The sequence below is a fragment of the Streptomyces atroolivaceus genome (assembly GCF_000717025.1).
GTDB lineage: Bacteria > Actinomycetota > Actinomycetes > Streptomycetales > Streptomycetaceae > Streptomyces > Streptomyces atroolivaceus.
The window spans coordinates 71,640-84,367 of record NZ_JNXG01000005.1 but is presented as its reverse complement, the minus strand read 5'-3'; the positions used below and the strand labels follow the sequence as shown (position 1 = coordinate 84,367).

General features: G+C 71.9%; 11 protein-coding genes. 6 read left to right on the top strand and 5 right to left on the bottom strand.

The features are described from left to right. Positions 1–9 precede the first annotated feature (9 nt). From OO67_RS13650 to OO67_RS13630, 5 genes are read right to left on the bottom strand one after another with little or no spacing between them, the layout of a single operon-like run. Positions 10–849, bottom strand: coding sequence for a Pvc16 family protein (locus tag OO67_RS13650; protein WP_033300130.1), 840 nt, complete (start codon positions 847–849; stop codon positions 10–12). A 4-nt stretch (positions 850–853) separates the two neighbouring features. Next, positions 854–1,600: a hypothetical protein gene (locus tag OO67_RS13645; RefSeq protein ID WP_033300129.1), complete on the bottom strand. Its 747-nt coding sequence runs from the start codon at positions 1,598–1,600 to the stop codon at positions 854–856. Further along, positions 1,593–2,351, bottom strand: coding sequence for a T4 family baseplate hub assembly chaperone (locus tag OO67_RS13640; protein ID WP_244300174.1), 759 nt, complete (start codon positions 2,349–2,351; stop codon positions 1,593–1,595). The genes OO67_RS13645 and OO67_RS13640 overlap by 8 nt, the downstream gene beginning before the upstream one ends. 10 nt (positions 2,352–2,361) lie before the next feature. Beyond that, positions 2,362–2,886, bottom strand: a complete 525-nt coding sequence (locus OO67_RS13635; protein WP_033300128.1) for a phage tail protein — start codon at positions 2,884–2,886, stop codon at positions 2,362–2,364. 28 nt (positions 2,887–2,914) lie between these two features. Beyond that, positions 2,915–4,765, bottom strand: coding sequence for a phage tail sheath C-terminal domain-containing protein (locus tag OO67_RS13630; protein ID WP_033300127.1), 1,851 nt, complete (start codon positions 4,763–4,765; stop codon positions 2,915–2,917). A gap of 616 nt (positions 4,766–5,381) precedes the next feature. Between OO67_RS13630 and OO67_RS13625 the strand changes: the two genes are divergently transcribed. From OO67_RS13625 to OO67_RS13600, 6 genes are all read left to right on the top strand, one after another. Beyond that, on the top strand, positions 5,382–5,858 hold the full coding sequence (locus OO67_RS13625; protein ID WP_033300126.1) for a hypothetical protein: 477 nt from the start codon (positions 5,382–5,384) through the stop codon (positions 5,856–5,858). 76 nt (positions 5,859–5,934) lie between these two features. Next, the gene (locus OO67_RS13620; protein WP_033300125.1) at positions 5,935–6,663 is read left to right on the top strand and encodes a GntR family transcriptional regulator; all 729 of its coding nucleotides are present in this window, start codon (positions 5,935–5,937) and stop codon (positions 6,661–6,663) included. A gap of 160 nt (positions 6,664–6,823) precedes the next feature. Continuing rightward, positions 6,824–8,125 (top strand): amidohydrolase family protein, encoded by a 1,302-nt coding sequence (locus OO67_RS13615; protein WP_033300124.1) that lies wholly within the window; start codon positions 6,824–6,826, stop codon positions 8,123–8,125. An 86-nt stretch (positions 8,126–8,211) separates the two neighbouring features. Then, positions 8,212–9,585 carry an amidohydrolase gene (locus OO67_RS13610; protein ID WP_033300123.1) on the top strand — a complete coding sequence of 458 codons (1,374 nt, stop codon included), beginning with the start codon at positions 8,212–8,214 and terminating at the stop codon, positions 9,583–9,585. A 249-nt stretch (positions 9,586–9,834) separates the two neighbouring features. Further along, positions 9,835–10,383, top strand: coding sequence for a TetR/AcrR family transcriptional regulator (locus OO67_RS13605; protein ID WP_033300122.1), 549 nt, complete (start codon positions 9,835–9,837; stop codon positions 10,381–10,383). A 40-nt stretch (positions 10,384–10,423) separates the two neighbouring features. Further along, on the top strand, positions 10,424–12,595 hold the full coding sequence (locus OO67_RS13600) for an MMPL family transporter (protein ID WP_033300120.1): 2,172 nt from the start codon (positions 10,424–10,426) through the stop codon (positions 12,593–12,595). The last annotated feature ends 133 nt before the right edge of the window (positions 12,596–12,728 follow it).

Here is a 12,728-nt window from a genome sequence, read left to right as displayed (position 1 = left end):
CACTCCGGCTCAGCCCTTGTCGTCCGGCGTCGGTGTGCCGCTCCCGGCCGTCCTGCGGGGACGCGGCGGCGCCGCTCGCCCCGCGGTGGTCCTGGTGGACTTGGCCGGGGGCTTGGCCACGGAGGCCTTCCTCGCTGCGGCCTTCTTCGAGGGAGCCGGCTTGGCCTCAGCCGCGGCTGAGGCGGGAGCCGCGGGCGCACCTGACTCCCCCTCCGCCCCGGGCGGCACCGGTGCTCCCGGCGCCCCGAAGGGCACCACCCGGACGGTGTGCCGTTCCACCGGCTTCGCCGGGGCCGGCTGCTCGCGGCCCTCGATCACCACCAGCGACGCCTGATAGGCGACGGACAGGGTGTAGGGGGTCTGGTGGAGCATTCCCCAGAGCTTCGATGTCTCGTCGACGTCCATGACCGTCGGTGTGAAGCGCACCCTGTGCAGCGAGTCCGCCAGATCGCTGCCCGCCAGATGCGGGCGTTCGGCGGCCAGTTCGATCAGTTCCCGTGGCAGCACCGGAATCTCGTGCAGCGTCCGTATCACGCATCCGAGCAGCCGCTGCCCGACCAGCTCCGTCTCCTCCCCGTACGCACTGATCACGTAGTGCAGGTCGAGCGGCGCATACGCCCGGTTGCGCAGGGCGCCGTCGGTGGCGCGCGTCGGGAGGTCGTTGTTGCGCATCGCGGCGTTCGGGGTCACCTGGTAGAGGAACACGGTGATGGTCGGCTCGCTCGGGGGCTCCGACGGCGGCTTACGGGTCTCCACCTTGACCGCGATGTCCATCTCGGGTCCCAGGTTGCTCTCGATCAGCAGGGCGAGCGCCTGGGTGACCGTGGCGACGGCGAGTGCGTTGCTCATGTCGTCAGTCCCTCTTCCCGCCGCGCGACAGGTAGTCGTCGAGCGTCAGTACGGGTGCGGGCCGGCCGGGCCGCTGTGCCGGGCGGCCGGCCGGCGTCCCGTTCGCGCCGGGCGGGGGCCCCGCGCTGACCTCCAGCCGGCCGATCTGTACGTGCACGACGCGTTCGGCCGGGCGCGGTGCCCGCCGTCCCACCGAGCCGAGCGCCGCGCCCCGCGCGGCGGCGGCGGAGTCGGAGCCGCGCGGCACAGGGAGCGCTGCCGCACGCGCGGGGGCGGCGGACGCGCGTGCCGTCACAGCGGCCACGACAGGCGCGGACGCCGGGTCGTCGGGCACCGACGACAGCCCCCGGCGTGCCGCACGCGCGCCTTCCTCCCGATCGGGCCGGACCTTCGGTGACGCCGTCACCGAGGGCCGCGGCAGGGTGGCCGGCTCCACGGCCACGGGCCGGAACGACCGCACGTCGTCGTCCGCCCGCGGGATGTGCTCGGTGCGCACCACGGTGTGCCGCTCGGTACGCACCTCCCGGTCCTGCCGCACCAACCGGGGCCCGACGGGGTCGGTCCGGGGGGCGACGGGTACCAGCGCGGCCGGCTCGTCCGGTCCGGGCGGGCCGTGGCGCAGTGCCTCGGCCCGCTCGTACGGGCCGGACAGCCTCGGCCGTACCCGCGTGCGTGTACCGGAGTCCCCGGCGCCGCCGGCCGCGGACACCGGTGCGTGGCGGGCGAGCAGCCGGTCGAAGTAGTCAGCCATCGGTGCACAGCTCCAGGTAGTAACGGCGCCGGAGGGGGCTGAGCGCCAGGATGTCGGTCTCCCTCCACCCGTAGGCGGTGGCGAGCAGATGGACGTCGAGGAGCAGGTCCCGTGCCCAGCTGTCCAGTTCGGTCCACAGGTAGGAGGTGATGTCCAGCTCGGCCGGGGTGGCCTCGCCGCACTCCGGGCACGTCACGTTCAGCGTCACGTCGGCCGTCGGGTCCGCCTCGGCGGCCTTCTCGGCGATGAGCCGCTCCACCCGGTCGGGCAGCAGTGCGGCCAGTCGCTGCGGGGCGACAGGCTCGCCGCCCCGCAGCGCCCGCACCGTGCAGCCCGCCACCAGCCGCCGGCGCGCCGCTCCGGAGTCGCCGGCGGCACCGGCTGCCGCGAGGTCGGCCACGGTGGGCAGACGGAACTCGACCACCCAGCCGTCCTCGGCCACCCGCAGCAGCCGGTCCCCCGCGGCCGGGCGTGTGCCGAGCGTCCCGGCGTCGAGGTCGAACTCCATGGCCTCGCCGCAGGCGCCGCACTCGGTCCGCACCTGCATCCGCTCGCCGAAGAGCGAACGGCGCAGCGCGTACAGATCGGCCTCCCGCTCGCCGACCGGTACCGACAGCAAGTCGTCGGTACCGGCCCCCGGGCGGGCCGCCCGGTGCAGCAGCAACGACCTCTCCGCCGCACCCAGGGCGAGCCCGGCCTCCCAGGCTGCCAGCAGTTCGGCGGGCCCCACCGGGGCCGTTCCGGGGATCACGGCGACGCGTTCAGGCCGGGTGGGTGAACGACGGCTCGACCGGTTCCGGGATCTCGTAGTCGCGCTCCCAGCCTTCGCACTCCAGCTTCACGCTCTGGATGGCGACGGCGTTGGCGTTCGCGTCGAGCTCGCCGATGACCTGGTACTCGCTGACCCAGGCCCGGTAGAGCTTGTGCGAGACAGCCACCTGACCGGCTTCGTTGAGCACCTGGATGATGATGTCCTTGCGGAAGTCCCGGAGCGAGACCTCCGAACCGAGCCCGGCACCCACCTGCCAGACCTTGTTGGCCCAGCGGTCGAATTCGGGATCATGGGTGACTCCGCGTTCGAGCGTGACGCCCTCGAACTCGGAGCGGCCCGGCGACTTTCGCGGTGAGCTCGGATCTCCGCCGTGGCGGTGTTTCACCACCTCGGTGGTCCGCTTCAGAGGACTGATCTTGCTGATGCCCGCGACCGTTCGACCGTCCCAGAGGACCAGGAACTTGAAATTCTTGTAGGGGTCGAAGCGATGGGCGTTTATCTGGAACTCAGCCATCGGTTTCCTTCGTGTTCCTTTTCCTTGACTACGAGAGGTCGAACTGCCCTGCGAACTGCTGGATCCTGACGATCACGAACTCCGCGGGCTTGACCGGCGCGATTCCGATCACGACATTGACCACACCGCGTGCGATGTCGGCGTCGGTGGTGGTGTCCTTGTCGCACTTCACGAAGTACGCCTCACGCGGTGTGCCGCCCTTGAACGCGCCCTGCCTGAAGAGATCGTTGAGGTAGGCCGACGCCTTGAGCCGGATCTGCTGCCACAGCTGATCGTCGTTGGGTTCGAAGACGACCCATTGCAGACCGCGGTAGAGACTCTCCTCGACGTGCAGCGCGAGCCGTCGCACAGGTACGTACTTCCACTCGCTGTCGAGCGCGTCCGCGCCCTCCAGGGTGCGGGCGCCCCAGACCAGGGGCCCCACCACGGGGAAGGTGCGCAGGCAGTTCACTCCCAGCGGGTTGAGGAGCCCGTTCTCCCGGTCGGTCAGCCTGACGGTCAGCGAGCGGACTCCGGCGAGGCGCGCCTCGGTCCCGGCCGGCGCCTTCCACACCCCGCGTTCACCGTCGGTGCGGGCGATCACCCCTGCGACGGCACCCGACGGCGGGAAGGAGCGCAACCGTCCGGTCAGCGGGTCGGTCAGCTGCAGATGCGGGAAGTACAGCCCCGCGTGATTGCTGCGCACGGGTTCGAAGGCACCGATCCCGGCCCGCGCGGCGTCGACGCTGCCCCACGTCGAGGGGGAGTCGACGAGCAGGAAGATCCGCCGCTCTTCGCAGAGTCGCCCGGCCGCCGACAGGACGGTGACCATGTCCTCGGTGGACTCGTAGGCCGACAGCTCCGGCAGGGCCAGCAGATTGACGTCGTCCACGTCGCGCAGCGCCTGCACACCGGTCTTGCCCCCTTCGCTGCCGATGAGGTCGCGCGGGCCGGGCGGGTCCCCGTCCGCACCGCCCTCCAGCGGGAAGACGGGCGGGTTGACCGAGGCCTCCAGTCCCAGGTCGTTGGCGCACTCGCCGACGAATCGGACCACGTCGTCCGGATCGACGGACCCTGCGACGACCTGGAGCCGCCTGCCGAACGCGGTCACCTCGGCCCCGGCGAAGGCGTGCCTTCCGGGGGCGTCGGGCAGCGCTCGCAGTTTGCGCTCCAGGAGGAGAGCCAGCTCGGTGACGTCACCGGGCGGCTCACCGTCGCGGTCGGGCTCGAAGAGCGTGAACTCGCGCTCCACCTCGCCGATCTTGACCTTCAGCTCGACGTCCAGGGCCGGCAGTTGCGCCGCGAAGGGTTTGGAGACCGTGCCGGACGGGTCCGGACGGTCCTCGTCGAGCACCTTGACCCGGACGAGGGAGGAACCCGCGTCCACCACCGTCTCCACGTAGCGGCCGTGGCCCGCGTCCATGGACAGGCCGGTGAAGGACTCCCGGGCTCCGCCGCGGGCGTCGAGGATGTGGAGGTTGAACGTCCTGTCCGACGCGGGGGTGTCGTGGTCGACGGCCACCCGCAGGCCCGAGCCCCACGTCCCGGGCTCCTTCGCGTGCACCTCCAGCACCGGGCACTCGCTGCGCCCCTCCGTGGAGCGAAGCGTGACGCAGGCGTCCTGACCGGTACCGGCCTTGGCCACACGGACGATCACCGCGAGCGCGCCGCCGTTGCCGAAGAACTGGTGCACCGCGTAGCTGAGGGCGCTCCGCGCGGTGAGTCCGCCGAACCGGCGCTCGAAGTCCGCGAAGCTGGTGACTCGCACCGGCCGGTTGAGCGGACCCCGGCGCGTGTGCCCCACGAACGCGGTCACCGAGGTGGTGACCGAGGCGATCGTACGGACGCTGCTGGGAAGTTCTTCGATGTAAACACCGGGATAGCCCATGTGCGTCGGCATTCCCCCTCCATTCCCTTCGCGCACCAGAAGATGAGGAGAGATGAAGGAATTGCGCGCATACGCCGAATACGCACACACGATCCCCCGCGTGCATCCCCCGTCGTTCACCCCGTGCGATATCTGGTCTCGCAGGGCCATCCGCATCCGTCTGCGCCGGTGGCTCCTGATGCATGAGTGCCTTGTGAGTGTGTATCGCGCCACGAGAACCGGTCAAGACAGTGATTCAGTCATCTCGTGATGCCGCCTGGCCGGATCGGCAATAAATGATTCGACGTGGTCAGAGGACTTTCCCATCAGCGTATGAAGATTCAATTCACCACCGCTTCACACAACCCCCGGAGCCGATGAGAGAAACAAGCCGAATCGGCTCGATCACGGCGCGCCGTCGTGCAATCAAGTGACGAGGATCAGCCAAGGGGTTCGATTCTCGGACGGGTGGCCGCACTCGCGGCGCAGGGGATTCGGGGACCTCGTGGCCGGCCCGGACGGCGACGGCGCGCGGCAGGGAGGACGGACCGCGGGGCGGAGCCGGGACCGCGGGTGTGGAGCGGCAGGTACCGTAGGGAGGAAGATTTCGTGGGCCTCCTGGCGGGCTGCGTACACCCAGGAGGAACACATGACGACGAACCGCGGACGCAAGGACGTGATCCGGGACCGGATGGCCGCGACCGGCGAGTCCTACAACGTCGCCGCGCGGAATCTGAAGGCGATGAAGGACATGGGCGCGACCCGCGAGGCCCTGCTCGTCCAGCGGTGGCGGCCCGCGGACTCGCTGGACGTCCCGTGCCCCTGCGGCGGCACGTGCGAGCCGGGCGAGACGTGCGACCGCTGTCACGCGCGGCACCGGCATGTGAAGCGTTACCCGGGCAGCGTCACGGACGTGGAGACCTGGGCGGACCGCTACGAGTGCATGGGCTGCTCGTCCTCGTACACGCTGACCGTTCACCTGGCAGGGCGCCCGTGGGGCGTGGCGGAGACCGTGGTGCAGGGCGGTGCGGCCGAGGAGGTCGTGCGTGCCCGGGTGTTCCCCGGGGTGGTGCATCCGTTGCTGCGGGCCGAGGCGGCCGCGGAGTCCGGGTCCGACGAGGACTGATTCCCCTATCCTTCGCCGGAGGCCGCTTCGGAGCACGCCCGGGAGCACGCCCCTGGCACGACGGGACGAGGGACGGATGAAGGCGGAGACGGTGGGGGACAGGAGCGGGAGCGGATCAGCCGCCGACGACAGCGGCTCGCACACGCCCGTCCCGGCGCCGGCAGGCTCCGCCTCACTCAGCACCCGCGCGCGTGAGGCCGTGCTGCAGCGCATCGTCGACCGGCGGTACGCGCAGGGCGACCGCCTCGTCGAGCGGGAGGTCGCCGAGGAGCTCAGCATGTCCCGCGTGCCCGTACGTGAAGCTCTGCGGGCACTGGTCGCCGAAGGGCTCCTGGAGCTGCTCCCCCACAGCGGCGTACGCGTGCGGCGCCTCGAGTACGCCGACGTGGAGCACCTCTACGAGGTCTGGGAGCCGTTGGCGGTCCAGGCGTCGAGGCTCGCGGCGCGCGCCGTGGCGGCGGGCGACACCGGGCGACTGGCCGCCCTGGAAGCGACACTCCGCCAGGCGGAGTCGGCCGCCGCGTCGGACGAGGGGACGCGCGAGGTCGCCGCCCATACGGCCTTCCACGAGGGAGTCGTGGCCATGTCGGGCAACCCCCTCCTCGCGCGCACCATGGAACAGCTGAGCTGGCAGCTCCGGCTGCTCTTCGGCATGCGCGAGGAGCCCGCGCACATGCGGGCCCAGCACGCGGAGATGTACCGGCACATCTCCGCCGGCGACATGGAGGCGGCCGCGGCGAGCACGCTGCTGCACGTGCGCGACAGCAGGACCGTCGCCCTGCGCTCCCTGTTCGGCGACGCCTGAGCCCAGCTTGTATACCAAGCTATAACCCGGCCCGGTCAACCCTGGGAACCAAAGACCCAAAGGCACATATCCAGGCTGTTCGACGACGCGATCCTTGCCCACCGGCTCACGCTTGGTATACAAAATGGGGAGCCCTGGCCCACTCCCCCAAGGAGCCCTCATGTGCGTCGAAGCCCTCCCCCCGCCCTCCGGCAGGCTGACCCGGCGCGGAGTTCTCGCCGGTGCGGCCGCCCTCGCCGGAACCATGGCCGCGGCGACCCCGGCGGCGGCCGGTCCCGCAGGCCGTGACACACCGCCGCATGCCGCCCGGAACACCTCCGGCGGGGCGACGCGGGGCGGCAGCCTCGTCATCCGGGGCGGCACCCTGCTCGACCCTGCGACCGGCGAGGTCACCGAGAACGGCGTCGTCGTCATCAGGAACGGGACGGTGCACGCGTCCGGCCCGCGCGGCAGCGTCACCGTGCCGCGGGACGCGGACGTCCTGGACGCGGACGGCCGCTGGGTCCTCCCCGGCCTGGTCGACGCGCACATCCACCTGAGTACGGCCGCCGAGGCCCGTGACGCCCTCCGCCGGGGCGCGACCAGCGCGCGCAGCGGATCGACGTCGTTCTACCAGGACGTCGCCGTCCGGGAACTCGCCCGCCACAGCCCTGAACTGGCGCCCCGGCTCACCGCCGCCGGCATCTTCGTCACCCCGGACCTCGGCGAGACCGTGCTCGCCGACCCCGACCTCACCCCGCTCGCGCGGCTCAAGGACGGCGTCCGCTCGGCCGAGGCGCTGCGCCGCGTGGTGGAGGTGAACATCGCCCGGGGTGCGGACGTCATCAAGACACGTGTCAACGAGCGTGCCGGCCTGCCCGAACAGGATCCGCTCGTCCAGGTGTACTCCCACGAGCAGCTCTCCGAGATCGTCACCGCGGCCCGGCGGCGGGGCAAGGGCGTCCTCTGCCACAGCTACAGCGAGCAGGGCTGCCACGACGCCGTCACCGCCGGCATCCGCTCCCTGGAACACGGCGCCTTCGTCGGCGAACGCACCCTGAGCGAGATGCGCCGCAGGGGCACGTACTTCACGCCCACCCTCACCGCGATCGCCGGTCTGGCGCAGTCCACGGACCCGGTCCTCGCCGAACGGGGGCGCACCTACCTGCCCGTCCTGAAGAGGGCGGTCCTCGCCGCGCACGAACTCGGGGTCCCGCTCGCGGCCGGAACGGACTCTTCCGGCGGCACGGTGCGGCCCATCGGCCGGGAGGTGGGGCTGATGCGCGCGGCAGGACTGCCCGCGCTCGACGCCATCCGCACCGCCACGACCGGCGCGGCCCGTCTCCTCGGACTGGAGCGCACGGCGGGCCGCCTCACCCGCGGTTTCGCGGGCGACGCGATCCTCGTGGACGGCGATCCGCTGGCCGACGTCACGGTGCTCGAGCGTCCGGTACGGGTGGTCCGGGCGGGGATCGCGCTCTGACCCGAGGGGCCCGGGCGGGCCCCGACCACTCCCCCGGCCGTCCCCCCATTCCCCCACCCCGCGCCGACCCCGCAGCAGGAGTCCCCATGCAGCCGTCCTCACCCGCCCCCGGCACCTTCTCCCGCCGCACCGTGCTGGCCGGTGCCGCCGCACTGGCCGGCACCACGGCCACGACCACCGCAGCGGTGGGCGCCCCGGCCGCCCGAGCCGAAGCCACTCAGGCGGATCCGGCCGCCTCCGCCGCCGCGCAGTCCGGCGCCGGGACCGTGGTCTTCCGCGACGTACGCCTGCCCGGCGCTCCCGGTCCCTCGGACCTGGTGGTGGTCGACGGCCGCGTGTCGCGCGGTCCTGCACCACGCGGCGCGAGGGTCGTCGACGGTGGCGGCCGGATCGCACTGCCGTCCCTCGTGGACGCTCACATCCACCCCGACAAGACGACCTGGGGCGGGCGCTGGGTGTCCCGCCGGCCGGCGGGCGGAATCGCCGACTACGTCGCCCAGGACGTGGAGCTGTTCCACAGTCAGCGCCGCCCCGTCGCGGAACGCGCGTACGGCCTGATGACCCACGCAGTCGCGCGCGGGACACGGGCGATGCGCGCCCACGCCGATGTGGCTCCCGCCTACGACCTGGCCGGAGTGGAGGGCCTGGCGGAGGCCCGCGGGCGGCTGCGCCACGCCCTGGACGTCCAGATCGTGGCCTTTCCCCAGCACGGCGTCATCCGCACCCCGGGCACGGCGGAGCTGCTGGAGGAGGCTGCGCGCTCGGGCACCGTCGACATGATCGGAGGCATCGACCCGAGCGGTTTCGACCAGGCCCTGGACGAGCAGCTCGATCTGGTCTTCGGCATCGCGGACCGCCACGGCATCGGCGTGGACATCCACCTGCACGACCGGGGGGCGCAAGGGCTCGAGGCGCTGCGCGGCATCATCGCCCGCACGCGCGCCCTGTCCCTCGCCGGCAAGGTCACCGTCAGCCACGTCTTCTGCCTGACGGGCCTGACGGACGGCGAACTCGGCCCCCTCGCCGCCGAGCTGGGTGAACTCGACATCGCCCTCACCACGGTGGCGCCCTCCGACTCCCTGGTGCTGCCGGTCTCCCGGCTGCGCGAGCACGGGGTGCGGGTCGGACTCGGCTCCGACGGCGTACGCGACTCCTGGAGCCCCTTCGGCAATGCCGACATGCTGCACCGCGCCCATCTGCTGGGGTGGGTCACGGACGTGCGGCTCGACGAGGAGCTGACGGACTGTTACCGCGTCGCCGCCCACGGAGGCGCGGACGTCATGGGCCTCGCACACGCGGATCTCGGCCCGGGCTCCCCGGCCGACTTCGTCCTGCTGCGGGGCGAGTGTCTGCCTCAGGTCGTCGTGGACATGCCCCAGCGGGACATGGTCGTGCACGGCGGAGTCGTCGTGGCCCGCGGCGGGGAGTTCCTCGAGCAGGGCAAGCCTGCCGGGAAGTAGCGCCAACCGGCCTCCCCGGCCGAGACCGTCGGTCGCCGCCCTCCCGGGCCCGGGTCCGCGGATGGCCCTCCAGCCTCGCTGGAGGGCCATCCGCCGTTTCCGGCGCGGGCAATGCGACGGAGCGGCGCACCGCCGGGGCTTCCCACCGCCACGACGGCCACGACAGCCCCCGCCGGAGTGTGGTGCGCGTCACCAAGAACAGCTGACCGATCGGTCAGACCTGACCGATCGGTCAGCTACGGTGGGCCCATGCCACGTCCGCCGTCCGCGATGCGCCGTCAGATTCTCGGTTCCGCCCTGCGGCTCTTCGCCGAGCACGGCTTCAAGGGGACCTCGCTGCACGACATCGCAGTCGAGGCGCGCTGCTCCAAGGCGTCCCTGCTGTACCACTTCGCCGGGAAGGACGCGATCCTCACCGAACTGCTGACCCCACCGGCCGAGAGCCTCTCCGCCATGGTCGGGGAGCTGTCGGTGCTCGAGGGCGGTCGAGCCGTCGAACCGGCCGTCACGGGCTACGTCGGCCTCGCGATGCGCTTCCACCTGGAAGTGAAGATCATCTTTGCGGAACTGCCCGACATGCTCGGCCATCCGGTACTGGCCGTCATCCCCCGGGCGGTCGACCAGCTCGCGGCGGCGCTGGCCGGCCGTTCGGAGGAGCCGGGTGCTCGCGTCCGGGCGCAGATGGTGATCGGCGGCGTGGCTGTCACGGTCGCCGCCGACGTGGATGTCGAACCCGACACGATGCGAGCCGAACTGGTCCAGGGGGCGCTGAGAACCCTCGGGCATCAGACCGGCTGACAGAAGCCGTCCAGATCCAAGAGAAAGACGCCTCTTCCGCATGGCAATCCTGCTGTACCGGCTCGGCCGGCTGTCCTTCCGTCGCCGAGGACGCGTCCTCGCCCTCTGGCTCCTGCTGCTCGCACTTCTCGGAGGCGGCGCGGCAGCCTTCAGCGGGCCCACCACCAGTAAGTTCTCCATACCGGGCACCGAGTCGCAGAAGGCCCTGGACTCGCTCTCCCGGGAATTCCCGCAGGCGGGCGGGGCGACGGGGACGATAGTCGTCGCCGCGCCCGAGGGCCAGAAGCTCACTCCCCCGGCTGTGGCTCCCGTGACCGAGGAGGCCGCCGAGGTTCCCGGTGTCCTCGCCGCCGTCGACCCCTTCGCGTCGAAGGCGGTGTCGCCGGACGGCCGCTACGCCCTGATCCAGGTGCAGTTCGACTCGGGCGTCGACGGCATCACCGACGCGCAGCGCGAGGCGTTCCGCGAGGCGGGTGCGTCCGTCGCGGATCTGCGCGTCGAGCACGGTGGCGAGATCATGCGGGGCGTCCCGGAGGTCGGTTCCACCGAGATCATCGGTGTCGCGGTCGCCGCGCTCGTGCTCGTCCTCACCTTCGGTTCGCTGGTCGCGGCGGGCATGACCCTGCTGAACGCCCTGGTCGGCGTCGCGGCAGGGATGGCCGGGCTGTTCGCCCTGAGCAGCACCATCGAACTGACCAGCACAGCGCCCATCCTGGCGCTCATGCTGGGCCTGGCCGTCGGCATCGACTACGCCCTGTTCATCACCTCCCGTTACCGCCACTACCTTCTGGAGGGCATGGACGGGGAGGAAGCAGCCGGCAGGGCGGCCGGGACCGCCGGTTCGGCCGTCGTCTTCGCGGGCGCCACCGTCGTCATCGCGCTGGCCGGTCTCGCCGTAGCCGGTGTGCCCTTCCTGACGGTCATGGGCCTGGCTGCCGCGGCCACGGTCGCTCTCGCGGTGCTGGTGTCCCTCACTCTGCTGCCTGCCGTCCTCGGCTTCGCGGGCACCCGCGTCCTGCCCCGGAAGCAGCGTGCCCAGGACCGGACACCCGCCCCCGCTCCCGTCGAGGCCGGGGCCGGTTTCGGCTTCCGGTGGGGCCGGATCGTGGCACGGCTGCGCATCCCCGTCCTCGTGATCGGGGTGCTCGGCCTCGGAGCCCTCGCCCTGCCCGTGCAGGACATGCGCCTGGCCCTGCCCGACGCCGGCACCGAGGCGGTCGGGTCACCCAACCGCGAGGCCTACGACCTGACCACCGAGGGGTTCGGCGAGGGCTTCAACGGGCGGCTGGTCGCCGTCGTATCCGGCGACACCGCGCAGGCGACCGGCGCGGCGGCCAAGGAGACCGCCGCGATCGTCATGGAGACCGACGGGGTGCTGGCCGTCGCCGCCCCTCAGATGAACGAGAAGGGCACGACCGCTCTCCTGGCCGTGATCCCCGAAACCGGTCCCACCGCCGCAGCGACCGAGGACACCGTCAACGAGATCCGTGACCGGGTGGAGGACGTGAAGGGCGCGTCCATCGCACTGACCGGTGCCACGGCGGTCGGCATCGACGTCTCCGAGAAGCTCGCCGGCGCGCTGCCGGTCTATCTCCTGCTGGTGGTGGGGCTGTCCGTCCTGCTGCTGATGCTCGTCTTCCGGTCGGTCCTCGTGCCTCTCAAGGCCGCGCTGGGCTTCCTGCTGACCATCGGTGCCACCTTCGGGATCACCGTCGCGATCTTCCAGGAAGGCCACCTGGCGGACCTGGTCGGCCTCGACACACCCGGGCCCCTGGTCAGCTTCCTGCCCATCCTCCTGATCGGCATCCTCTTCGGACTCGCCATGGACTACGAGGTCTTCCTCGTCTCGCGGATGCGGGAGGACTTCGTCCACGGTGCCGACGCCCGTGAGGCCGTCATCAGCGGTGTCGGCCACAACGGGCGCGTGGTCACGGCCGCAGCGGTGATCATGACCGCCGTCTTCGGCGGCTTCGTGTTCATGCCCGACCCGATCATCAAGTCCATCGGTTTCGCACTGGCGATCGGCGTGCTCATCGACGCCTTCGTCGTCCGTATGGCCCTCGTGCCCGCGGTCATGCACCTTCTGGGACGCGCCGCCTGGTGGCTGCCCCGCCCGGTCGACCGTGTCCTGCCCGACCTCGACATCGAGGGCGAGCGGCTGCAGCGGGAGATCCCGGTGCAGCGGGAGCCGGTGGAGCTCGTGAAGTCGTGAGCGCGCCGGTGTCCCCCGCCTGACGGCAGCCCGGCACCGGCGGTGCCGGGCTGCCTCGCAGGACCGCCGCCCGTCAGGAACCTCCTGACGGGCGGCGGTCCGGTGGCCGAGGGCCCGGCCACGGCTTCCGGTG